Below are 21,142 nucleotides of genomic sequence, written 5' to 3'. Positions count from 1 at the left end.
CTCGGGACAGGTGGGGGACGGGGACTGGGGGCGGGAGAGCTCAGTCCTCGCGGGTGGCGCGTGACTGCAGCGCCTTGATGTCGTCGGTGCGGCGGGTGCCGACGTCGTCGCGGCGCAGGCCCCGGTTGAGGTGCGCGACGTGCTGGCGGGGGTCGCCGGCCGGGGCGACGCCGGCGACCGGCGGGCGGTTGACGACCTTGTTCAGCGCGTGCACCGGCGTGGTGGTGGCCGGGGTGGCGGTCGGGTGCTGGTGCAGGATGACGCCGGTGCCCTGGCTGCCGGTACGGCGCTGGCGGCGCATCCGGCCGTACTCGCTGAAGATGGTGCGCAGCACCCGGAAGCCGTCCCGGAAGGTGTTCAGGTTGCTCTGGCCGTGGATGCGGGCGTGCTCGACGCTGCCGACCTCGCCGACCTTCATCCCGTCGGCGGCGGCCCGGATGTTGATCATGGTTTCGATCTCGAACCCGTCGCCCCAGAGCTTGCTGCCGTCGGTGGGCCGCGGCAGGGCCGGGTCGGGCAGGGCCAGGGTCGGCACGACCCGGCGCCAGAAGGCGTTGTAGCCGTAGCAGAGGTCGGTGAACCGGGTCTTGAACAGGACGTTCACCACCAGGTTGAGGCCGTCGTTGCCGAGCTTGCGCAGCTTGGTGATGTCGTGGCTGTGCCCGCCCTTGTCGAAGCGCGAGCCCTTGACGAAGTCGGCGCCGGCCACCAGCTCGGCGACGAAGCTCGGGATCTCGGCCGGGTCGGTCGAGCCGTCGGCGTCGATCATCACGATGATGTCGCCCGTGCAGGCGGCGAAGCCGCAGGCCAGGGCGTTGCCCTTACCGGTACGGGTCTGCTGCACGATCACCACGTCCGGGCGCAGCTCGCGGGCCACGGCGACCGTGCGGTCCCGGGATCCGCCGTCGACCACGATCACCTCGTCGATGCCGTCGGGCAGTTTGGCGAACACGTGCGGCAGGTTCCGCTCTTCGTTCAAGGTCGGAATCACGACGCTTACGGTCGGTGACGGCTGCCCGTTACTCGGCGTGTTTCCCGAGGTCGTGGAAAGCTGCATGTCGGTCCCTTCGGGGGCGGCAGTTGCGACGTAATCGGCGGTTTCCGGGGAGGGATACGCAGGTCGCTCGCTTCTGCCGCCAAATCTAGCAACACGCTACGTAGCGTCAACTAACCAAAGGGCCAGGGTGACGATGCCCGTGCGGTGAACCCTGACCAATCGAATGACCTGGGGTTATTCACATGGGCAACAAGATCGTACGCAAGCCCCAGTCGTCACAACCAGTAACGGACACCAGGGCAGTGGAGGCCGGAGAGAGGCGTTCCGGCGTCATTGCGGGCCATTCGATGGATCTTCGGCGGTGAATGGGGCATAGTCTAAATGTCGGATAAAGCCGAGTGATCCTAATCACTCTAGGTAGTGTCACGCACTGTAGTTCCCCGGGTGCAAACGGGTTAGATCTGGGGCGGGGCAGTGCCCAGGGCGGTCGATGGATAAATTGTCCCGGTGACGTCCGAGCCGGCTCCGCGCCGTACCGCACGGTCGTCGACACCGTGGGTGATCCGGTGACGACGACCGACGCGCTGTGTGTCTGCGGCCATCAGCGGTCCGCCCACGAGCACCATCGCGCCGGCACCGAATGCACCTTCTGTGGCCTCGAGGTGTGCCCGCGTTACCGCCGTCGTCGCTGGTGGCACCGGCGCGCCTGACCGGGATCCGGGAGGGCCGCGGGGGAGTGGTCGCGCCGCAGGCGGGTACCTACCCTGCTCACGGTGTGGACACCGGGTCGCGAAAACCTACCGTTTCTGTAGGCTAACTTCTACTTTCGCGGGGCGCCGCGCACCTCGCCGGGTGGCGCCGCCGCACCGTACGAGGAGGTAGCCCCTATGCCGCTCCCGGACTTCCTGATCGCCGGCGTCCCCAAAGCGGGCACCACGGCCCTGCACGCCGCGCTGGTCCGGCATCCTCAGCTGTACCTGTCCAGGGTCAAGGAGCCGAAGTTCTTCCTCTCCGACGGCCCGCCGCCCAGGCTCGGCGGGCCGGGCGACGTGCAGACCTACCAGGAGCACGTGTGGCGCCGCGCCGACTACGAGGCGCTGTTCGCGCCCGCGCCGCCGGGCACGCTGCGGGGCGAGGCCACCCCCTTCTACCTGTACGACCTGGACGCCCACGACCGCATCCAGGCCCTGGTCCCGGATGCCAAGATCATCCTGCTGCTGCGCGACCCGGTGGACCGTGCGCACTCCAACTGGACACACCTGTGGAACGCGGGCCTGGAGCCGGAGGCCGACTTCCTCACCGCCTGCCGGGCCGAGGAGCAGCGCAAGGCGGACGGCTGGGCCGACTTCTGGCACTACGTCAGCCTCGGGCTCTACGGCCGCCAGGTGCAGCACCTCTACAAGGTGTTCCCGCGTGAGCAGGTGCTGCTGCTGCGTTACCGCGACCTCAAGGACGCGCCCGCCGCCACGCTGGACCGGGTCTGCGACTTCCTCGGCGTGCCGACCGGCGTGCTGCGCGAGATCCCGCGGGAGAACGTGAACCGCCATGTCGTCGAGGACAACGGCGTCAACCGGGTGCTGCGCGGACTGCTGCGGGCCGGCGGGCAGTTCGGCCACCGGTTCCCCGTACCGCTGCGCCTGGCCGCCCGCGGCCCGATCCTGACCGTCCTGCACCGCAAGCAGGGCGCCCGGCCGGTGACCAAGCCGCAGGAGCGTGCCGCGCTGCTGCCCTTGTTCGTTGACGACATAGCGCTGCTGCAGGACGTGACGGGCGAGAGCTACGACGACTGGCTCTCCGTGGACCGACACGCCCGCACCCGGTAACCTGCCGGGGAATCCCTATCTTCCCCATAGATGATGCAAACTTGACCCGATACTCTTCGCTGTGTCGCTGACGCCACGAAACGGAGCCGCCTTGTCCATCGGAACTCAAGCCCTGCCGTTGCCTCGCTGGGAAGACGCCACGGTGGTGGTGGAGCCGCCCGGTGACGAGCCGGGAGCGTGGGCCGGCGCACCGTCCTCGATCGTCGCGGACGGTGAGGTCTACCTGGCGTACAGGTTGCGACTGCCGATCGGTGAGGGCCGGGGCATCTCCAACGTCGTCGCCCGCTCGGCCGACGGCCTGCACTTCACGGTCGTGGCCGAGGTGGGCAAGGACGCCTTCGGTGCCGAGTCGCTGGAACGCCCGGCGCTGGTCCGCACCCCGCAGGGCCGGTGGCGGCTCTACGTCAGTGCCGCCACCCCCGGCACCAAGCACTGGCGCGTCGACCTGCTCGAGGCCGACACCACGGAAGGGCTAGCCACGGCCACCCCGCGCACGGTCCTGGCCGGCGACGAGACGATCGGCGTCAAGGACCCGGTGCTGCACCACGACGAACACGGCTGGCACCTCTGGGCGTCGGTGCACCCGCTCGAGTCGTGGGACGACGCCGACCGGATGACCACGGAGTACGCGACCAGTCCCGACGGCGTGCACTGGACCTGGCGCGGCACGGCGCTGGCCGGTCGCGCGGGCCAGTGGGACGCCCGCGGCGTGCGCGTCTCGTCGGTGTCGGTCGACGGCGACACCATCGTGGCGGCGTACGACGGCCGGGCCACCGCGGGGGAGAACTGGGAGGAGCGCACCGGCACGGCCCGCGGTGTGCGCCTGCCCGACGGCAGCTTCGGCGAGCTGACCGCGGAGGACGGCGAGCCGGTGGGCAGCCCGTACGCCCCCAACGGCCTGCGCTACCTGAGCCTGGTGACGATGCCCGACGGCCGCCGGCGCGTCTACTACGAGGCGACCCGCCAGGACGGCGCCCACGACCTGCGCACCGAACTCGCCTACTGAGAGTGTGAGAGGCGGGTCACGAACGCCGGGCCCGCCGCGCCGCCCATGATCGACCTGGCCTAGCGTCGGTCACATAACGCCCGGTCTCCGGGGCCCGCCACCATCACCGGCGGATCAGTACCGAGAGACCGTCCATGGCGGAGCCCGTCCCACGAGGACGCGCTCCGCCATGTCTGTCTCCGGTCACGGTTGCTGGACCCGGCGCCACAGCTCGCGGTCGAGATAGTGATCGCGTGCTCCCGCCGCCAGCACTGCGCGCAGCGGTGATGCGCTGCCGGTAGCCGCCCAGAGGGCCGCGGTAGGCCCATTCGTGGGCCAGCTCGTTATCGGTCAGCTCCCGGTCTCCGGAGTCCCGAGCCGGCGGCCCGGGGCCAGGGGAGTGACCCCTTTCTCCGCCAGCCACTGCAGGGTGTCAACCGCCTCGGGAGTGCGCACCCGGCGAGTATGGCCAGGCGTCGCCGCCCGGACCACCGGATATCCGCCGGACGGTGCGTCATGCTGAGCGGCCGACTGACTACATTGCGTGGTGTCGGCACCGGATGGCGCCAGATATAACCGGGCTGCACCCCGGGAAGCACGCAGAGTGACGACATTGCGAGTGATCCGTACCACTGCGACTATTCGGACATCGGTCGTAACGATCTGTCTCTGCTGGTCAGGGCCGCGCCGGCCAGCTTGCCGACCGCCTGTCCTGATGGCGCCCGCTTCCGCGCTGCTGGGCGAATTCTGTGAGGCGAGATAGACCTGGTGGGGTCCCTGTGCCGTGACCCCGCACGTTCGGGCAGGCCGGGATGGCCGCCCGGTCAGCGGCACCGCGGCTCAGTGGTCAGTTGACCCTGCGTAGCGCTGCGGTAGATTTGGTGACAGAAGCGAGCGAGTCAGGCTTCTCCCCCAAAAGCCCCACACGCTGCGCAACTGTCACCCCGAAGGAACCGACATGCCGCTCCCCGCGACCCAGGCCACCACCAAGAGTGATGACATGCGGTCACAGTCGGTGAAGGACCGCGCTCCCAAGCCGCCGGTGCGGCCGCGGCCCAGCACGGCTCCCTCGTGGTGACCCGCACCGCCACCACCCCGCTCCCGATCCCCCTGCACCCGGAAGGCACCACCGACATGCTGGATTTCAAGGACCTCGCCCCGACCATCACCCGCCAGCGCATGGTCGTCGAGGGGTACCCGACGTTCGTGATCACCGACGAGCACATCAAGGACTACTTGAAGAAGCTCTCGGACGTGACCGACATGATCACGATCATCGAGCCGGTCACCCACGTCAGCGACCTGTACGGCTGGGCCGGCTGGATCCACTGGGAGACCTCCGGCGCGCACTTCTACTCGTGGGAGCGCCCGATCTCGTTCTTCAGCGTGGACATCTACACCTGCAAGGCCTTCGACCCGCAGACGGTCATCGACTTCACCAAGGAGTACTTCCGGACCACCGAGCTCGTCGCCAAGGAGTTCTGAGCATGGGCCCGACGACGACCGCCCGCTACGACCTCGACCCCGCCTCGGTGCGGCGCATCACCGCGGAGTTCCTGGCCGCGCATCCCACGAGCGGCCGCTTCGTGACGGCGGTCGTCGGGCCGGACAGCGATCTGGCCGCGGTCGGCCGGGCCCTGGAACGCCAGGTCTTCTCCGAGACCTTCGGCAACGACGCCGCGGTGATGGCCGCCGAGTACGGCCCGTACGAGGCGCGCAGCCTGTTCTTCGTGGTCATCGACCGCAGGCGCGGCGTGCCGGCCGGCGTGGCCCGGATGATCGAGAGCCACGGCGCCGGGGTCAAGACCGTCGACGACGCCCCGCCGCACATCGGCGCGGACGTCGCCACCATCCTGGCCGCGCACGGCATGACCGGCGAGAAGGTGTGGGACTGCGCCACCCTCGCGGTCCTCCCGCAGTACCGCGGCCGCCGGTCGGCCCTGCTGGTCAGCACGATGATCTACCGCACCTTCCTGGTCATGGGCCGGCGCCACGGCGTACGGCACGCGGTGTCGATGCTCGACAAGGGCGCGTACCGCAACCTCAAGCTCATCGGCGTGCCGATGCGGACGCTGGCGGACTCGGGACCGTTCGAGTACCTCGGCTCGGCCGAGAACCGCGCCGTCCACATGGACTTCCCGGCCATCGAGGCGGCCGTGCGCGAGCAGGCCGCGCGGATGCGCCGGGCCGCCCGGCCCGGCCTGGCCGCGCTGCGCCGCGACGGCGTCCGCAAGCTGCTCACCAAGCGGGTCGCGGCCGGCGTCTCGCTGCGCATCGGTACGGGCCAGGACGTCGACGACCACATTGTCGTCGTGCCGGGTGAGCAGGGCGTGTTCCGCCTCGACCCGAACGGCTGATGCCCGCGGAGAGCGTTTGCCCTGACGGAGGCGAGGGTACGTCGCCTGCAACCTCGAGGGGGGCGAACTCGCGGTGACGGAACAGGGGGCGGAAATGCGGACGCTGGGCGGGCGGTATCAGCTCCAGCAGCGCATCGGCATCGGCGGTATGTCCGAAGTGTGGCGTGGACACGACCAGGTGCTCGACCGGCCCGTCGCCGTCAAGATCATGGCGCCCGCGGTCGAGGGCACGCTGGGCGAGGTCAACGGCGTCGACCTGGTCCGCACCGAGGCGCGCTCGGCCGCCCGGCTGGCCCATCCCAACGTCGCCGGCGTGCACGACTTCGGCACGTCGCTGTCGCCGGGCCGCGAGGTGCCGTACATCGTCATGGAGCTCGTGGACGGGCAGACGCTCAGCGAGCACCTCGGCGCCGGGCTCTTCGACTGGCGCATCGCCGTACGCGTCTGCGCCGAGGTCGCGGCCGCCCTGGCCGCCGCCCACGCCGAGCACGTCGTGCACCGCGACATCAAGCCGGCCAACATCATGCTGACCCCGGCCGGGGCCAAGGTCCTGGACTTCGGCATCGCGGCGGCGGTCGGCAGCCACGACCCTGACCCGGACGGCCCGGTCATGGGCACGCCGGCCTACGTCGCCCCGGAACGCTTCGAGGGGCTGCCCGCGACCCCGGCCTCGGACATGTACTCCCTCGGCGTGCTGCTCTACCACTGCCTGTCCGGCCGGCTGCCCTGGCAGGCCGCCAGCCACACCGAGCTGGTCGAGGCCCAGCGCCACCGCGACCCCGACCCGCTGCCGGTCATCGAGGGCATGGCGCCGGAGGTGCTCGACCTCTGCTCGCGCTGCCTGCACCGGGACCCGGCCGAGCGGCCGACCGCCCTGGTCGCCGCGCTGCTGCTGGCCGAGGCCGTGGACGCCCGGGTGTACGTGCCGCTGATGGACGTGAGCTCGGTGCTGCCCCGGCCGTCGCGGGTGTCGGCCTGGGACGAGCGCGCGGCCGAGGCCCCGACGAACATGGCCCTGCCGGCGGAGGCCGACCCGGACACCACGTTCCTCGGCGACCGTCCCGGCCGGCACCGCGCCGGCTGACGCGTCAGCCCCGGGCGGCCCGCCAGCGGTCGTAGCTGAAGCGGGTGATCGTCAGCTCGGGGTGCGCGAGCACGTGCCGCGCGAAGCCGGCCCGGTCGTCGTCCAGCTCCGCGAGCCGCTCGGCCGGCGGCGTGACGTGGCGCAGCAGGCCGGCGTACCGCCAGTCCTTGCACCGGTACGGCCGCCGCAACGCCGCCACGATCAGCTCCGCGAGCGCGGGCTCCTGCTCGGCCGGCACCCCGCCCCGGGTGAAGTCGCGCAGCACCGCGTCCTTGGTGGTCCACGGCGAGCAGATCCACGACTTCTTCAGCTCCGGCAGGAAACGCTCCTCCCAGCGCAGGAACAGCACCGCGTACGGGGCGTAGTGGTCGCGTACGGCCGGGTCCTCGGCCCGGCGGAACGCGCTGATCAGCCCGTCGAGGGTCAGGTCGAGCCGGCGCCGGACCGTGTTCTCGGCGGGCCGGTTGTGGCCGTGGCGCACCCGGAGGTCGTCGGCGCGCTGGCGTGACATCAGCGCCTCGGCCAGCAGCGCCTCGTGCCGGGCCAGGGCGGCCGCCCGCCGGGCGTCGTCCGGTGAGACCAGGTCGAAGACCCACGGCTGGTCGTCGGGGAGCGCGCGCACTGCCGCAGCATGTCAGGTATGAGCCCGTGCCGCCCAGCGGGAGCGCTCCGCAGGCGGCACGGGACATCTTTCAGCCGCTGCGCGGGACCACCACGACCGGTCGCCGGGCCCGGCGCACCAGCCGGGCCGAGACCCCGCCGAGCAGCACCCGCCGGGCCGGCCCGTACCCGCGGGAGCCGCAGAAGAGCACGTCGACGTCCTCCAGGTCGGCGAGTGACTCCACCACGTCACCGGTACGGACCTCCCAGTCCGCCTCGACCCCGGCGACCGCCTCCGCCGCCCGGCTCAGCGACAGCTCGTAGGTCTCCCGGGCGGTGTCCAGGAACGCGTGCTCGGCGTCCTGGCCGACCAGGAACGGCAGCGTCGCGTCGGTCTCCGCGACGACCGTGTAGAGCCGCAGCGGGCTGCCCGTACGCTTCGCCAGCCGGGCGGCCGTCGCGAGCGCCGCGCGGCCGTCGGGCGTGTCCACGTACGCGACGCCGATGCGGCCCAGCGCGCCCGGCGGGGTCTCCATCCCGGCGGGGGCGACCGCGATCGGGCAGTGGCTGCCGGCCAGCAGCCGGTCGGCGGTGCTGCCCGCGAAGAGCCGGTGCTTGGGGCCGGACCGGCCCGAGCCGACCACGATCGTGTCCGCCGACAGCTCCTCGGCGAGGTCGTGCAGGCCGTGCGCGGCCGAGGTGGAGGCGACGACCCGGAAGGTGACGTCACCGTGGTCGCCGCCCAGCGCGGACCGGGCCTGGTCCAGGACCGCCTCGGCGGCCCGGTGCCGGTCGGCCACCCACTCGGCGTCCACCCGGCCCGAGCCGAGTGCGGACGGCGCCGGGTGCACCACGGCCACCACGAGCGGCGCGCCCAGCGTGGTCGCCGCCCACCGGCCGAACGTCAGCGCGTCCTCGGCGGAGGGGCCGCCGTCCACCCCGACGATGACGGGGGCGGTCGCCGGGGCGGTCACCGCGGGTCCCCGGGCGGCGTCTCCGGCGTGGTGTCGCGGGCCCAGCTCGGTGTCCCGCCGTCGTCCGGGCGAGGGGTGCGCAGCTTGGAGTGGCGGTAGCCGTACAGGAAGTAGATGGCCAGGCCCAGGATCAGCCAGACGACGAACCGGATCCAGGTGCTCAGCGGCAGGTCGGACATGAGGTAGACGGCGAACAGCACGCCGAGGATCGGCAGCACCGGCGACCACGGCACCCGGTACGGCCGCGGCATCTCCGGCCGGGTCCGGCGCAGGATGATCACGCCGATGTTGACCAGCACGAACGCGAACAGCGTGCCGATGTTGACGAGCTTGACGATCTCGGACAGCGGCACGAGCGCGGCGAGGATCGCGATCAGCACGCCGAGGCCGATGGTGAGCCGGGCCGGGGTGCCGTACCGCTGGTTGACCACGGCGAAGCGTTGCGGCAGCAGGCCGTCGCGGCACATGGCGAAGAAGATGCGGGTCTGGCCGTACAGGATGACCAGCACCACGCTGGTGATCGCGACGACCGCGCCCAGCGCCAGGATCGACGCCGCCCAGCTGATCCCGGCGCCCTGGTCCAGGGCCGCGGCCAGGGGCGCGTCGGTGGCCTCGAGCTGCGCCGGGGTGGCGATGCCGATGGCCCCGACCGCGGTCAGCACGTAGAAGACCGTGCAGATGATCAGCGAGCCGATGATCGCCAGGGGCAGGTCCTTGGCCGGGTTGCGGGCCTCCTCGCTGCCGGTGGAGACCGCGTCGAAGCCGATGTACGCGAAGAAGATGATCGCGGCCGCCGCGGTGACCCCGTCGACGCCGTTCGGGGTGAACGGCTGGAAGTTGCCGGTGCCGAAGTTGAACAGCGCCACCACGATGAAGAACAGCAGCACCGCCAGCTTGACGCCGACCATCACCAGGTTGACCCGGGCGCTCTCCGTGACGCCCCGCACCAGCAGAGCGGTGATCGCCAGCACGATGAAGACGGCGGGCAGGTTGAAGATGCCGCCGTCCTCGGGTGACTTGGCGATCGCGTCCGGCAGGGCCACCCCGAACGCCGAGTCGAGGAAGGCGTTGAGGTTGCCGCCCCAGCCGACCGCGATGGCGGCCACCGAGACCCCGTACTCCAGGATCAGGTCCCAGCCGATGATCCAGGCCACGATCTCGCCCAGGGTCGCGTACGTGTAGGTGTAGGCGCTGCCGGAGACCGGGATGGACGAGGCCAGCTCGGCGTAGGACAGCGCGGAGAACGCGCACGCCACCGCGGCGAGCACGAAGGAGAGGATCACCGCCGGGCCGGCCACGCCGGCCCCCTCGCCGATGACCACGAAGATGCCGGTGCCGATGATGGCGCCGACGCCCATGGCGGTCAGCTGGGTGGCGCCGACGGCCTTCTTCAGGCCGTGGCCTTCCTCGGTGGTCTCGGAGATCAGCGACCGGACATCGCGGATCGCGAAGATCCCCGGCCTTCGGTTCGAGCCTGTGACCATGCTGGGCCCACCCTCCACATGCCTCGGCGGCCGCGTGGAGACCGCCGTCGTGGACACCTCCCCGGCCGCGCCCCGGGAGTGGCCGGATGCGAGCGGGTGCATCGGTGGCCACCGCTGTCACCGTGGCCGCTCACCTGCGGAAACCGCAAGATGATCTGCATGATGTGGCGAACTTGCCCGCTGCGGTTGCTCTTTGCGTCTCGCGGTGGGTGACGTCGCCATGACGCTCGGCGCACCGGCTGTCCGCTCGGCGCACGGAAACGTCCGGCAGCCTGCGAGGTGAACGGCGGGCGTTGTAGCGTGGGCCCACGGGTAACCGGGTGCGGAGGACGAGACCATGGGCGAGGCCGTGATGACCACGCGGCGGCAGGCGGACGGCGCGATAGTGGTCGACGTGCGCGGCTCGCTGGACGCGGCCACCGTGGACGCGTTGCGGCACGCGCTGGTCAGCACCCTGCACGGCGAGCGCCCGGTTTCGATGATCGTCGATCTGACGTTCGTGACGTTCATGGATTCGATGGGCGTCGGCGCGCTGGTCTCCGGCTACAACGCCGCGCGCGAGACCGGCACCCGGTTCGTGCTGCGCAATCCCAGCGAGTTCGTGCACCGTCAGCTGCGGATCACCGGCCTGGCGGAGATGTTCGGGCTGCCGTCGGCGTCGCCCGGCCCGCAGACATACACCCCCTGAGACTGCTGCCGGGCGGGCCGTCGGCCGGTTATGGTGCCGTCATGGAACCGGCGGTCGGGGCGTGGTGCGACGGCACCGAGGTCTGCTTCCGGCTCCAAGATCATGAGCATCGGCTGGCCGCCGTCCGGCTGTGTTCCGGCGTGGCCGCCGGCGACTTCGCCTACGACGGCCAGAGCCGCACCTGGCAGCTGCGCCTGCCCCGCCCGGCCGTGCACCGCATCGAGTACCAGCTCGAACTGGGCCACGGCGACGGCAGCACCGAGACTGTCGCCGACCCGGACAACCCGCGGCGCGAGGGTGACGCCTCGGTCCTGTGGTGCCCCGACTACCGCGAGCCCGGCTGGCTGCACCTGCCGCAGGCCACCGGTCAGTGGCGCGACGTCTACCTGCCGCTGCCCACGCTGCACGGTGAGATGGTGGCCCGGATCTGGTCGCCGGACACGGCCACCGACCGGGTGCTGGTCGCGCACGACGGGCCCGACTACCACCGGTACGGCGAACTGGGCCGTTACACCGCGGCGATGATCGGGGCGGGTCGCGTGCCGCCGTACCACCTCGTGCTGCTGCCGCCGGGGGAGCGCTTCGAGTGGTATTCGGCCAGTCCCGCGTACGCCCGGGCCCTGGCGCGCGACGTGCTGCCCAAGCTCGCCGCCGAGCTCGGCACCGACCGCCCGGTGCTCGGCGCCGGCGCCAGCCTCGGCGCCCTGGCCATGCTGCACGCCCAGCGCCGCCACCCGCAGCGCTTCGCCGGGCTGTTCCTGCAGTCGGGCAGCTTCTTCCAGCCCCGCTACGACCGGCAGGAGTCCGGTTTCCGGCGCTACCTGCGCATCGTCCGGTTCACCGGCCGGGTGCTGCGCGCCCCCTCGTTCGCCAGTCCGGTCCCCACAGTGATCACCTGTGGTGCGGTGGAGGAGAACCTGGCGAACAATCGCGACATGGCGGCGGCACTGGGCCGCCAGGACTACCCGGTCAGCTTCACCGAGGTCCCCGACGCGCACAACTGGACCGGCTGGCGCGACGCCCTCGACCCGCACCTGACCACGTTGCTGCAGACAGTGTTCCACTAACGGGAGGCGCCATGGCCGACGTCGAGCACACCATCGGACTGCTGCTGGGCACCGAGGACGACTGGCCGCGGGCGTACGAGGCGTTGCTGCGCCGCGTCGGAGTGGTCACCGACGCTCAGGGCCGCAGCCACCGCACCCGCAGCGTGCGGGTCACCATCGAGCCGTTCAACCTGCGCGACTCGCCGAAGCACGACCTGGTCATCGACCGGCTCGCCTACTGGTACTACCACCCGCGCGAGTGGCTCAAGAAGATCGCGCTGATGGACGACGTGTACCTGCTCAACAGCCCGTTCACCTTCCAGTCGATGGAGAAGCACGCCGCGTACTGCGCGATGCTGCGGCTCGGGCTCAAGGTGCCGGAGACCGTGCTGGTGCCGTTCAAGAACCCGCTGGACAACTCCCGGTACGCCTACACCTCGGCGCGCTACAACCAGTCGTTCGACCTGGAGGCGCTGGCCGAGTCCGTGGGCTACCCGATGTACATGAAGCCGTACGACGGCGGGGCCTGGGTCGGCGTCTCCAAGATCCGCAACGTGGCGGAGCTGCACGCCGCGTACGACGCGTCCGGGGAGCGGCTCATGCACCTGCAGGCGGCCGTCGAGGACTACGACGTGTTCGCCCGCTCGCTGACCATCGGCCCGGAGACCATGGTCATGAAGTTCCGGCCCGAGCTGCCCATGCACGAGCGCTACGCGGTGGACCACAACTTCCTCACCCCCGAGGTGGGCGACGAGGTCGTCACCATCTCCCGGCTGGTCAACGCGTTCTTCCGGTGGGAGTTCAACAGCTGTGAGTCGCTGGTCAAGGGCACCGAGGTGCACCCCATCGACTACGCCAACGCCTGCCCCGACGTGGCGGTGACCTCGCTGCACTACTACTTCCCGTGGGCGATGTCGGCCCTGCTGCGCTGGACGATCTACTGCGTCGTCACCGGGCGCAAGCCGCGGCTGGACACCGACACCGCGGAGTACTTCGCCATCGCCGACGACCCGTCGCTGGACTACGGGCAGAAGCTCGCCCGCTACCGCCGGCTCGCCGACGACTACTTCGAGACCGAGCGGTACGAGGAGTTCTGCGCCAAGTACCTGGGCCACGTCGACGAGATGGTCGCCGACTGGGTCGGCTCGGAGGAGTTCCGCTCCCTGCTGCGCGAGACGGTCCGGGCGATGTACCCGCCGCACGAGCACGAGCGCTTCCTCGGCCACTTCAACGGCCTCATCGACGCCTGGCTGCGCGACCATGGCTGAGCTGCGCCGGGCCGTCGCGTTCGCCGCCGGGCTCTACGGCAGCCGGCTCGGTTTCGCCTACCACGGTTACGTGCGGCGCGACCCGATGTCGCTGCTGCACCTGCGGCCCGGGCGCGACGACCCGTACGCGATCTACCGCGGCATGCCCCGCTTCGGCCCCACCCGGATCGGCAACTGGGTGACGACCAGCCACGCGATCTGCGACACCGTGCTGCGGGACCGGCGCTTCGGGGTGCGCGCCGCCGACCTGATGACCGCGCCGAAGGCCACCGACGAGTTCGACATGTCGTTCCTCGACAAGAACCCGCCGGACCACACCAGGTTGCGGCGCCTGGCTCAGCCGGCGTTCAGCCCGAAGCAGATGGCCGGCTACCGGCCGCTGGTCGAGAGCACGGTCGACGAGCTGCTCGACCGGGTCGGGCCGGGACGGGAGTTCGACCTGGTGTCCGCGTACGCGGCGCCGCTGCCGATCCAGGTCATCACCGCCCTGCTCGGCGTACCGGACGTGGACGCGGACCGCTTCGCGCGCTACGGCACGGTCATCGCCAGTGCCCTGGACGGCGTCCACTCCCTGTCGCACGCCGCCCGCCTGCAGGCCGCCAACCGTGAGCTGCGCGAGCTGTTCGAGAGCCTGTTCGCGCTGCGCCGCCGCGATCCGGCCGACGACCTGGTCAGCCGGATCGTGGCCGCCGAGGGCGACAAGATCCAGCCGCACGAGATGGTCCCGATGTGCAACCTGCTGCTGGTGGCCGGCTTCGAGACCACAGTCAACCTGGTCGGCAACGCGGTCAACGCGCTGCTGGCCCACCCGGAGCAGTGGGCGGCCCTGTGCGCCGACCCGGCCGGGCTGGCCGGGCCCGCGGTGGAGGAGACGCTGCGCTACGACCCGCCCGTGCAGCGCACCGCCCGCTGCGCCCTGGAGGACGTCGACCTGGACGGCCACCTGGTGCGGCGCGACCAGTACGTGGTCACGCTGATCGGTGCGGCCAACCGCGACCCGGAGGCCTTCCCGGATCCCGACACCTTCGACATCAGGCGCGAGCAGACCGCCGACCACCTGGCCTTCTCCAGCGGGATCCACTACTGCGTGGGACAGCCGCTGGCTCGGTTGGAGGCGGAGATCGCGCTGCGGCGCCTCGCCGAACGCCTGCCGGATCTGCACCGGACGGGACCGCTGCGGCGGCGCGTGTCCAGCATCGTCCGCGGCCCCATCCACTTCCCGGTCCGTAGTGGCGCCCGTACCCGCCCCTTGACGGGGGCCGTCGGTAAGTCGTAGCTTTCCGTTCGTGGCTACTTACCAAGCGGAGGACGGCTGGGACGCGTTGGGCGATCCCAGCAGGCGCGCCATCCTCGAGTGCTTGGCCGTACGGCCCCGGGCCGTCGGGGAGCTCGCCGACGAGCTGCCGATCAGCCGGCCGGCGGTCTCCCAGCACCTGAAGGTGCTCAAGGAAGCCGGGCTCGTCACCGATCGCGCGGCCGGCACCCGCCGGGTCTACCGGCTCAACCCGGCCGGCGTGGGTGCGCTGCGCGACCAGCTCGAGACGTTCTGGACCCGCGCGCTGGAGGGCTATCAGGACGTCGCCGACCAACCGACCGAGGAGACGTCATGACCGAGACAGCTGAGCAGGTGGTCCGCCGGCAGATCGTCGTGCAGGCACCCATCGAACGCGCGTTCACCCTGTTCACCGAACGCTTCGGCGACTTCAAGCCGAAGGAGCACAACCTGCTGGGAGCGCCGATCGTCGAGACCGTGTTCGAGGCCAAGCCCGGCGGGCACATCTACGACCGGGCCGCCGACGGCAGCGAGTGCCGCTGGGCGCGCGTACTGGCCTGCGACCCGCCGGACCGGGTGGTCTTCAGCTGGGACATCAGCCCGCAGTGGCAGCTCGAGACCGACCCGGAGCACGCCAGCGAGGTGGAGGTCCGCTTCGTCGCCGAGACCCCGCAACGCACCCGGGTCGAGCTGGAGCACCGCCACCTCGACCGGCACGGCCCCGGCTGGGAGTCCGTCCGCGACGGCGTCGCGCACGACGAGGGCTGGCCGCTCTACCTGAACCGCTACGCCGCCCTCATCGACCAGGAGGCTTAGGCGGGCACCCCGGCGGCGGCGGGGCGCCGCCGGGTGATGGCGTACAAGGCGAGCAGCAGCAGCGACAGCACGATCAGCGCCGGGCCGAGGACCTGCGCGCCCATCCGGTCGATCAGCACCCCGACGCCGGCCGGGATGAGCGCGCCGCCGAGGCCCGACGCGCCGATCTGCACGCCGATCGTCCGGTCGGCGTGCAGCGACCCGACCCGGTCGGCGGTGGTCAGCGTGAGCAACGGGAACACCGGCGCCGCCGCGAAACCGATGACCATCAGGCCGGCCACCGCCAGCCAGCCCGGCCCGGGCAGCGCCACCAGCACCGACCCCGCCACCAGGCCCAGCAGGCTGCCGACCAGGATGCGGGTGGTGCCTACCCGCTCGACGACGAACCCCTGCACGACCCGGCCGACGAACAGGCTCGCCCAGTACGCCGACACGCAGATGCCGGCGACCGTCGCGCTGATTCCGCGCTCGCCGGTGAGGAACAGGAACGCCCACAGCCCGGCGCTGATCTCCAGCGCAACATAGACCGCGAAGGCCGCCGCACTGATCCACACCGCGGGGATCGCCAAAGTCACGGCGATCCGCGTCGGCGTGGGTGCCGCGGTGCCCGCCGCCTGCTCCGCGGTGGCAGGCCGGGTGCGATGCTGAGCCCAGGAACGGCGCGTCAGGGCGAACGCGACTGCCAGCAGCGCCTGGCCGGAGGCGACGATCCCGTACCCCCAGTGCCAGGACAGCCCGCCGCTGAGCACGGCGGTCATGATCAGCGGACCGATGGCCACCCCGAGACCGAAGAACGCGTGCAACCAGTTCATGTGGCGGGGCCCGAACGCGCCGGCCGCGTACGCGTTGAGCCCGGCGTCGATGGCCCCGCCCCCGAAACCGGCGATCAGGGCACAGGGCACGAGGAACGCGAAGGCCGGCGAGATCGCGTACCCGGCCAGCGCCAGACTCGCCAGCGCGGTGCTGACCGCGAGGAGCGGGCCCACCCCGAGGCGCGCGATGCTGAAACCGGCCGCGACGCTGGACACGAGGTAGCCGGCCGTACCGGCGAACAGCAGCAGGCCGACGGTGTCGGTGCCGACCCGGAATTCCGCGGCCATCGACGGCCAGCCGACCCCGAGCAGACCGTCCGGCAGGCCGAGGCTGATGAAGGCGAAATAGGCCAGGACCAGCACCGACATGCGAACAACCGGCGCCGCGCCCGGCGCCCCGGCCGGCGTCGGCGGAAGGGCATCGGCAGCGGCGTCGGGCGGCAGCGAAGTCACCGGGCCATGGTGGCATGCGAGCGAGCCCGCGCGATGCCCCACGGAGATCGGCGCCACGGCGGAATTGTCGGTGGGTCGGCCTAGAGTTCAGGTCGTGCATATCCGGATCGAGGGCAGCGACCTGCCCGGGCGCCGCCCCGGCGCGCAGGCCGACGAGCTGCGGCTGAGCAACGTGCAGGTCGGCGTCCAGCGCAAGCAGGAGGTCGTCGAACGGATCAGCGCCACCGCGGCCGCCGCGGTCTGGGAGTTCGAGGTCACCAGCCGCGAGGTCGACGGCCTGCTCGACGTCGGCGGGCCCTACGTGCACGGCCGGCCCGGGGCCCGCTTCCTGTACCTGAGCTGGGGCGCGGTGCACGGCGAGACGTTCGCGGGATTCCGGCGGGCCAAGCTGATGTTCGGCGACATACCGACGCCGCTGCTGCGCGCGGCGCACGACAACGGCGGCACGCTGGTGGCCCGGCTGGGTCTGACCGACGCGGCGGGCGGTCCACGCTGCGCCCGGGTACGCCCACCCGACATCATTTGGCAGCTCGCATGACGGCACCCGGGGCCGACGGGGTCACGGTCCTGCACGGCTTCATCGCCCGCGACGGCGCTCTCTGCCTCTGGGCCGAAACCGACCACGCCCCGCCGGGCGGGGTTCCGGAGGGCAATCACGCCTTCCCGCACGCCGCGTCCGAGACCGGCCACGTCGCGGAGGGCGGCGGTCTTTCGGCGGGCGTGGTGCCCGCGAGAGCCTCGCCCGGCGCGGTAGCCGGGCCGGCGCTGCCCGGCGCGGTTTCTGGGACCTCTGCGGGTCCGACAGCCCTGTCTGAGGGCTTCGGGCGTGCCTCCGCAGCCGTGCAGCGGCGCTCCGGCGCCAAGCGGGCGCGGCCGCGCGGGGCCGCGCACGAGCACGACTTCGCCCTGCGGCTGGCCGGGCCGGGGCACGCCGCGACGCTGGTGCTGCCGTCCACGAGCACCGGACCGTTGCCCTCGCCGCAGCTCGGTCTGCCGCCGCGACGGGGCGAACCCCGCCTGCGGGCCTGGTCTGTGCCCGCGGTCACCGTGCCGTTCGTGACCGACGACCTCGCCGACGAATACGGCGGTCGCGCCGCCCCCTCGTTCAGCTACCTCGTCGAGGTATGTGCCTTCGCCGCCTCGCTCGTCGCCCGCGGCCGCGTCCTGCCCGGCGTGCTGCGCGACGGCCCACGCCCCCGCGCGGTCTGGCGACCTGTGCTCACTGGGGCCGACGCCGCCCGGCACGGAGACCTGCTGCGCCGCATGCCGGCCGCCTGCCGGGCCGAGCGCGCCCGCCCCGGAGACGTCGACGGGCTACCGGCCGCCGACACCCTGCACGCCGCGCTGCACCGGCTCGTCGACGGGCTGGTCCGCACCCGGCTCGCCGAGGCCGGCGTGTCCCTCGACGGGGCCGCCTGGCTCACCGCCCTGGCCGCCGAGCCCGAGTTCGACGCGCGGCCCGGAGAGCTCGATCCGCTCACCGACGCCCTCGACGCCTGGCATGCCGAGGCGACCAGCGGCGCCGCCGTGCGGCTCTGCTTCCGGCTCACCCACCTCGACGACCTGGAGCCGGAGGAGCCCGATGCCACCGGTACCCCCGAGCCGGTCGCGGCCGAGGATGCCTGGCTGCTCGAGTTCCTGTTGCAGCCGCTGGATGAGCCCAGCCTGCTGGTCACCGCCGAGGACGTGTGGCGCGATCGCAGTGCGCCGCTGCGACGCTGGACCCACCACCCGCATGAGCGGCTGCTCGCCGGGCTCGGTCGCGCCGCCCGGCTGTTCGGTGACCTCGACGCTGCCCTGCGCGTGGCCCGGCCCACCGAGCTTGTGCTCGACACCGAGGGCGCGCACCGCTTCCTGAGCCACGCCACCCTGCTCGAACAGGCCGGTTACGGCGTCCTGCTGCCCGCCTGGTGGCGTGAGCCGCAGAGTCTCGGCCTGGCGCTGGAGGTCCGGCCCCGTGACGAGACCGCCCCGGTGTTGCGAGACGACGCCGCCGACCTGGCCACCATCGTCGGCTACAACTGGGGTCTCGCGCTGGGCGGGCGCACGCTGACCGAGGACGAACTGGCCGACCTGGCCCGGGTGAAGGTGCCGCTGGTGAAGCTGCGCGGCCGGTGGGTCTACCTCGACCCGGAACGGCTGCGGGCCGGGCTCGAGTTCCTGCGGCGCGGCGGCGGCACGATGACCGCCGGGGAGGCGCTGCGCCTGATCCGGCTGCTGCCGCCCGAGGAGCTGCCCCTGCCGGTGACCGCGTTCGGGGGCAACGGGTGGCTCGCCGACCTGCTCTCCGGGCGGCTGGGGGAGCGGCTCGAGCTGCTGGAGCCGCCCACTGGGCTGGCCGGTGAGCTGCGCCCGTACCAGTTGCGGGGTTTTTCCTGGCTGGCGTTCCTGGACGGGCTGGGGGTGGGCGCCTGCCTGGCCGACGACATGGGTCTGGGCAAGACGGTCCAACTGCTGGCGCTGTTGCTGCACCGCGGGGGCGGGCCGACGCTGCTGATCTGCCCGCTGTCCGTGCTGGGCAACTGGCAGCGTGAGGCCGCACGGTTCGCGCCCGGGCTGCGGGTCCGGGTGCTGCACGGCGCTGACCGGCCCGAGCCGGCCGAGCTGCTCGACGGGGCGGATGTGGTGCTGACGACGTACGCGATCGCCGCCCGCGATGCCGACCAGCTGGCCGCCGTGGCCTGGGACCGGGTGGTTCTCGACGAGGCGCAGCACATCAAGAACAGCGCGGCGGGCGTGGCCAAGGCTGTCCGCCGCTTCCCGGCGCGGCACCGGGTCGCGCTCACCGGCACCCCGGTGGAGAATCGCCTGGCCGAGCTGTGGTCCATCCTGGACTTCCTCAACCCCGGGCTGCTGGGCAGCGCGCACACGTTCCGCGCCCGCTACGCGGTCCCGATCGAGCGGTACGCCGACGAGGACGCCGCCGCCCGGCTGCGCCACGCCACCCGGCCGTTCATGCTGCGCCGGGTCAAGGCCGACCCGGCCGTCATCCAGGATCTGCCGGACAAGCGGCACACCCGGCACCTGTGCGGGCTGACCGTCGAGCAGGCCACGCTCTACCAGGCGGTGCTCAACGAGATGAGCGAGCGGCTCAAGGAGGAGACCGAGATCCGCACCAAGGGCATCGTGCTGTCCGCGATGACCAAGCTCAAACAGGTGTGCAACCACCCGGCGCAGCTGCTCGGCGACGGATCCCCGCTGCCCGGGCGCTCCGGCAAACTCGAACGGCTGGAGGAAATCCTCGACGCCGCCCTGGCCGACGGGGAGAGCGTGCTGTGCTTCACCCAGTTCGCCCGGTTCGGCGCGATGCTGGTGCCGCACCTGGCCGCCCGGTTCGCCGTACCAGTGCGCTATCTGCACGGCGGCACGCCGCGGCGCGAGCGCGACGCGATGGTGGCGGCGTTCCAGGCCGACCGTCGTCCCGGGATCTTCGTGCTGTCGCTGAAAGCCGGCGGCACCGGCCTCAACCTGACCGCCGCCAACCACGTCGTGCACGTCGACCGCTGGTGGAACCCGGCCACCGAGACCCAGGCGACCGACCGGGCCTTCCGCATCGGCCAGCACAAGGACGTCCAGGTGTACACCCTGGTCTGCCTGGGCACCCTGGAGGAACGCATCGACCGGCTGATCACCGACAAGGGTGTGCTCGCCGAGCGGGTGGTCGGCAACGGCGAGGGCTGGCTGACCGGCCTGAGCACCGACGACCTGCGGTCGCTGCTGGCGCTGTCCCCGGAGGCCGTCGGTGAGTGACCGTTTCTCGGCGCCGTTCATCGCCATGTTCGAGTCCCTGCGGATGGCGCCGACGTTCGCCCGGGGCCGCCGCGACGCCCGGGCCGGGAACGTCCGGCACCTGGCGATCTCCGGCAGCCTGGCCGCGGCGCAGGTGCGTGGCCCGGACGACCCGGCGGCGTTCCGGTCCCGGATCGCGGTCCGGGCCTTCGGGGCCGCGGAATGGGCGCGGATCGAGGACGACCTGGCGGCCCAGGCCCGGTACGTGGCCGACCTGCTCGCCGGGCGGATGCCGGACGACATCGACAAGGTGTTCACCCGGGCGGGACTGACCCTGCTGCCGTTGTCCCTGAACGAGGTGGCGATGGACTGCTCGTGCGAGCGCTGGCCGATGCCGTGCGTGCATCTCGCTGCGACCTTCTACGCGCTCGCCGACTCGTTCGAGTCCGATCCGTTCGGCGCTTTCACGTGGCGGGGCCGGGGCCGTGACGAGCTGCTGACCCGGCTCAGTCAGCTGCGCGGCACGACGACCCCCGCGCCGGAGCCGCAGGAGGCGGCGGCGGACGCGAGTCTGGGCGAGATCGCCGACTTCTGGGGCGGCGCCACCACGACCATGACCCTCCCGGTGCCCGACGCCGGCCGGCCGGATCTGTTGCTGGATCAGCTCGACCCGCCGCAGCTGCGCCCGGGCGGCATGCCGCTGATCGAGGCGCTGCGTCCCGCGTACCGGGCGCTGCCGGGATAGCCTGGAGA

At 72.0% G+C, this 21,142-nt stretch carries 19 protein-coding genes; 14 read left to right on the top strand and 5 right to left on the bottom strand.

Translation table 11 applies throughout. The features are described from left to right. Positions 1-40: 40 nt before the first annotated feature. The gene (locus ACQP2Y_RS25065) at positions 41-991 is read right to left on the bottom strand and encodes a glycosyltransferase family 2 protein (RefSeq protein ID WP_433717438.1); all 951 of its coding nucleotides are present in this window, start codon (positions 989-991) and stop codon (positions 41-43) included. An 893-nt stretch (positions 992-1,884) separates the two neighbouring features. Between ACQP2Y_RS25065 and ACQP2Y_RS25060 the strand changes: the two genes are divergently transcribed. The 5 genes from ACQP2Y_RS25060 (at position 1,885) to ACQP2Y_RS25040 (ending at position 7,246) form a co-directional block, all read left to right on the top strand. Beyond that, a complete protein-coding gene (locus tag ACQP2Y_RS25060; RefSeq protein ID WP_433717436.1) occupies positions 1,885-2,820 on the top strand; it encodes a sulfotransferase domain-containing protein in 936 nt (311 codons plus the stop codon). Between the two features lie 91 nt (positions 2,821-2,911). After that, the gene (locus ACQP2Y_RS25055; protein ID WP_433717434.1) at positions 2,912-3,826 is read left to right on the top strand and encodes a hypothetical protein; all 915 of its coding nucleotides are present in this window, start codon (positions 2,912-2,914) and stop codon (positions 3,824-3,826) included. 1,050 nt (positions 3,827-4,876) lie between these two features. Beyond that, a complete protein-coding gene (locus ACQP2Y_RS25050; protein WP_433717432.1) occupies positions 4,877-5,290 on the top strand; it encodes an S-adenosylmethionine decarboxylase in 414 nt (137 codons plus the stop codon). A gap of 2 nt (positions 5,291-5,292) precedes the next feature. After that, positions 5,293-6,162 carry a hypothetical protein gene (locus tag ACQP2Y_RS25045; RefSeq protein WP_433717430.1) on the top strand — a complete coding sequence of 290 codons (870 nt, stop codon included), beginning with the start codon at positions 5,293-5,295 and terminating at the stop codon, positions 6,160-6,162. Positions 6,163-6,256: 94 nt separating this feature from the next. Then, positions 6,257-7,246 (top strand): serine/threonine-protein kinase, encoded by a 990-nt coding sequence (locus ACQP2Y_RS25040; protein ID WP_433717428.1) that lies wholly within the window; start codon positions 6,257-6,259, stop codon positions 7,244-7,246. Between the two features lie 4 nt (positions 7,247-7,250). Here the strand turns inward: ACQP2Y_RS25040 and ACQP2Y_RS25035 are convergent, their stop codons facing one another. From ACQP2Y_RS25035 to ACQP2Y_RS25025, 3 genes are all read right to left on the bottom strand, one after another. Next, positions 7,251-7,868 carry a hypothetical protein gene (locus tag ACQP2Y_RS25035; protein ID WP_433717426.1) on the bottom strand — a complete coding sequence of 206 codons (618 nt, stop codon included), beginning with the start codon at positions 7,866-7,868 and terminating at the stop codon, positions 7,251-7,253. A 70-nt stretch (positions 7,869-7,938) separates the two neighbouring features. Then, a complete protein-coding gene (locus tag ACQP2Y_RS25030) occupies positions 7,939-8,820 on the bottom strand; it encodes a universal stress protein (protein ID WP_433717424.1) in 882 nt (293 codons plus the stop codon). Continuing rightward, positions 8,817-10,304, bottom strand: a complete 1,488-nt coding sequence (locus ACQP2Y_RS25025) for an amino acid permease (protein WP_433717422.1) — start codon at positions 10,302-10,304, stop codon at positions 8,817-8,819. Before ACQP2Y_RS25025 ends, ACQP2Y_RS25030 begins: the two co-directional genes overlap by 4 nt. 337 nt (positions 10,305-10,641) lie before the next feature. Here ACQP2Y_RS25025 and ACQP2Y_RS25020 point away from each other — a divergent pair, with 337 nt between their 5' ends. From ACQP2Y_RS25020 to ACQP2Y_RS24995, 6 genes are read left to right on the top strand one after another with little or no spacing between them, the layout of a single operon-like run. Then, the gene (locus ACQP2Y_RS25020) at positions 10,642-10,992 is read left to right on the top strand and encodes an STAS domain-containing protein (RefSeq protein WP_360832783.1); all 351 of its coding nucleotides are present in this window, start codon (positions 10,642-10,644) and stop codon (positions 10,990-10,992) included. Positions 10,993-11,033: 41 nt separating this feature from the next. Continuing rightward, on the top strand, positions 11,034-12,059 hold the full coding sequence (locus ACQP2Y_RS25015) for an alpha/beta hydrolase (protein ID WP_433717419.1): 1,026 nt from the start codon (positions 11,034-11,036) through the stop codon (positions 12,057-12,059). A gap of 11 nt (positions 12,060-12,070) precedes the next feature. Continuing rightward, entirely contained in the window at positions 12,071-13,306 is a 1,236-nt protein-coding gene (locus tag ACQP2Y_RS25010) for an ATP-grasp domain-containing protein (RefSeq protein WP_433717418.1), read from the top strand. Continuing rightward, complete coding sequence (locus ACQP2Y_RS25005) at positions 13,299-14,582, top strand: cytochrome P450 (protein WP_433717416.1); 1,284 nt, start codon at positions 13,299-13,301, stop codon at positions 14,580-14,582. The genes ACQP2Y_RS25010 and ACQP2Y_RS25005 overlap by 8 nt, the downstream gene beginning before the upstream one ends. Before the next feature lie 10 nt (positions 14,583-14,592). Continuing rightward, the gene (locus ACQP2Y_RS25000) at positions 14,593-14,916 is read left to right on the top strand and encodes an ArsR/SmtB family transcription factor (protein ID WP_360554457.1); all 324 of its coding nucleotides are present in this window, start codon (positions 14,593-14,595) and stop codon (positions 14,914-14,916) included. Further along, complete coding sequence (locus ACQP2Y_RS24995) at positions 14,913-15,395, top strand: SRPBCC family protein (RefSeq protein ID WP_433717414.1); 483 nt, start codon at positions 14,913-14,915, stop codon at positions 15,393-15,395. The genes ACQP2Y_RS25000 and ACQP2Y_RS24995 overlap by 4 nt, the downstream gene beginning before the upstream one ends. On the opposite strand, the gene ACQP2Y_RS24990 is transcribed toward ACQP2Y_RS24995, so the two are convergent. Beyond that, positions 15,392-16,660, bottom strand: a complete 1,269-nt coding sequence (locus ACQP2Y_RS24990; protein WP_433717412.1) for an MFS transporter — start codon at positions 16,658-16,660, stop codon at positions 15,392-15,394. The two genes, ACQP2Y_RS24995 and ACQP2Y_RS24990, sit on opposite strands and share 4 nt — an antisense overlap. A gap of 94 nt (positions 16,661-16,754) precedes the next feature. On the opposite strand from ACQP2Y_RS24990, the gene ACQP2Y_RS24985 reads away from it, so the two are divergent. Genes ACQP2Y_RS24985 through ACQP2Y_RS24975 form a run of 3 tightly spaced genes read left to right on the top strand, consistent with a single transcriptional unit; the run spans position 16,755 to position 21,134 of the window. After that, positions 16,755-17,198 carry a DUF5990 family protein gene (locus tag ACQP2Y_RS24985; RefSeq protein WP_433717410.1) on the top strand — a complete coding sequence of 148 codons (444 nt, stop codon included), beginning with the start codon at positions 16,755-16,757 and terminating at the stop codon, positions 17,196-17,198. Continuing rightward, positions 17,195-20,410 (top strand): SNF2-related protein, encoded by a 3,216-nt coding sequence (locus ACQP2Y_RS24980; RefSeq protein WP_433717408.1) that lies wholly within the window; start codon positions 17,195-17,197, stop codon positions 20,408-20,410. The genes ACQP2Y_RS24985 and ACQP2Y_RS24980 overlap by 4 nt, the downstream gene beginning before the upstream one ends. After that, positions 20,403-21,134, top strand: coding sequence for a hypothetical protein (locus tag ACQP2Y_RS24975; protein WP_433717406.1), 732 nt, complete (start codon positions 20,403-20,405; stop codon positions 21,132-21,134). The genes ACQP2Y_RS24980 and ACQP2Y_RS24975 overlap by 8 nt, the downstream gene beginning before the upstream one ends. The last annotated feature ends 8 nt before the right edge of the window (positions 21,135-21,142 follow it).

Source organism: Actinoplanes sp. CA-051413 (assembly GCF_050955795.1).
Taxonomy (GTDB): domain Bacteria; phylum Actinomycetota; class Actinomycetes; order Mycobacteriales; family Micromonosporaceae; genus Actinoplanes.
This window is presented reverse-complemented; position numbering and strand designations above follow the sequence as displayed.

What these genes read in the sequence shown, in the direction of transcription:
- ACQP2Y_RS24980 (WP_433717408.1), top strand. Translation starts at nt 17,195, where the DNA reads ATGACGGCACCCGGGGCCGACGGGGTCACGGTCCTGCACGGCTTCATC.
- ACQP2Y_RS25010 (WP_433717418.1), top strand. Translation starts at nt 12,071, where the DNA reads ATGGCCGACGTCGAGCACACCATCGGACTGCTGCTGGGCACCGAGGAC.
- ACQP2Y_RS25040 (WP_433717428.1), top strand. Translation starts at nt 6,257, where the DNA reads ATGCGGACGCTGGGCGGGCGGTATCAGCTCCAGCAGCGCATCGGCATC.
- ACQP2Y_RS25060 (WP_433717436.1), top strand. Translation starts at nt 1,885, where the DNA reads ATGCCGCTCCCGGACTTCCTGATCGCCGGCGTCCCCAAAGCGGGCACC.
- ACQP2Y_RS25020 (WP_360832783.1), top strand. Translation starts at nt 10,642, where the DNA reads ATGGGCGAGGCCGTGATGACCACGCGGCGGCAGGCGGACGGCGCGATA.
- ACQP2Y_RS25045 (WP_433717430.1), top strand. Translation starts at nt 5,293, where the DNA reads ATGGGCCCGACGACGACCGCCCGCTACGACCTCGACCCCGCCTCGGTG.
- ACQP2Y_RS24995 (WP_433717414.1), top strand. Translation starts at nt 14,913, where the DNA reads ATGACCGAGACAGCTGAGCAGGTGGTCCGCCGGCAGATCGTCGTGCAG.
- ACQP2Y_RS25015 (WP_433717419.1), top strand. Translation starts at nt 11,034, where the DNA reads ATGGAACCGGCGGTCGGGGCGTGGTGCGACGGCACCGAGGTCTGCTTC.
- ACQP2Y_RS25025 (WP_433717422.1), bottom strand. Translation starts at nt 10,304, where the DNA reads ATGGTCACAGGCTCGAACCGAAGGCCGGGGATCTTCGCGATCCGCGAT.
- ACQP2Y_RS25005 (WP_433717416.1), top strand. Translation starts at nt 13,299, where the DNA reads ATGGCTGAGCTGCGCCGGGCCGTCGCGTTCGCCGCCGGGCTCTACGGC.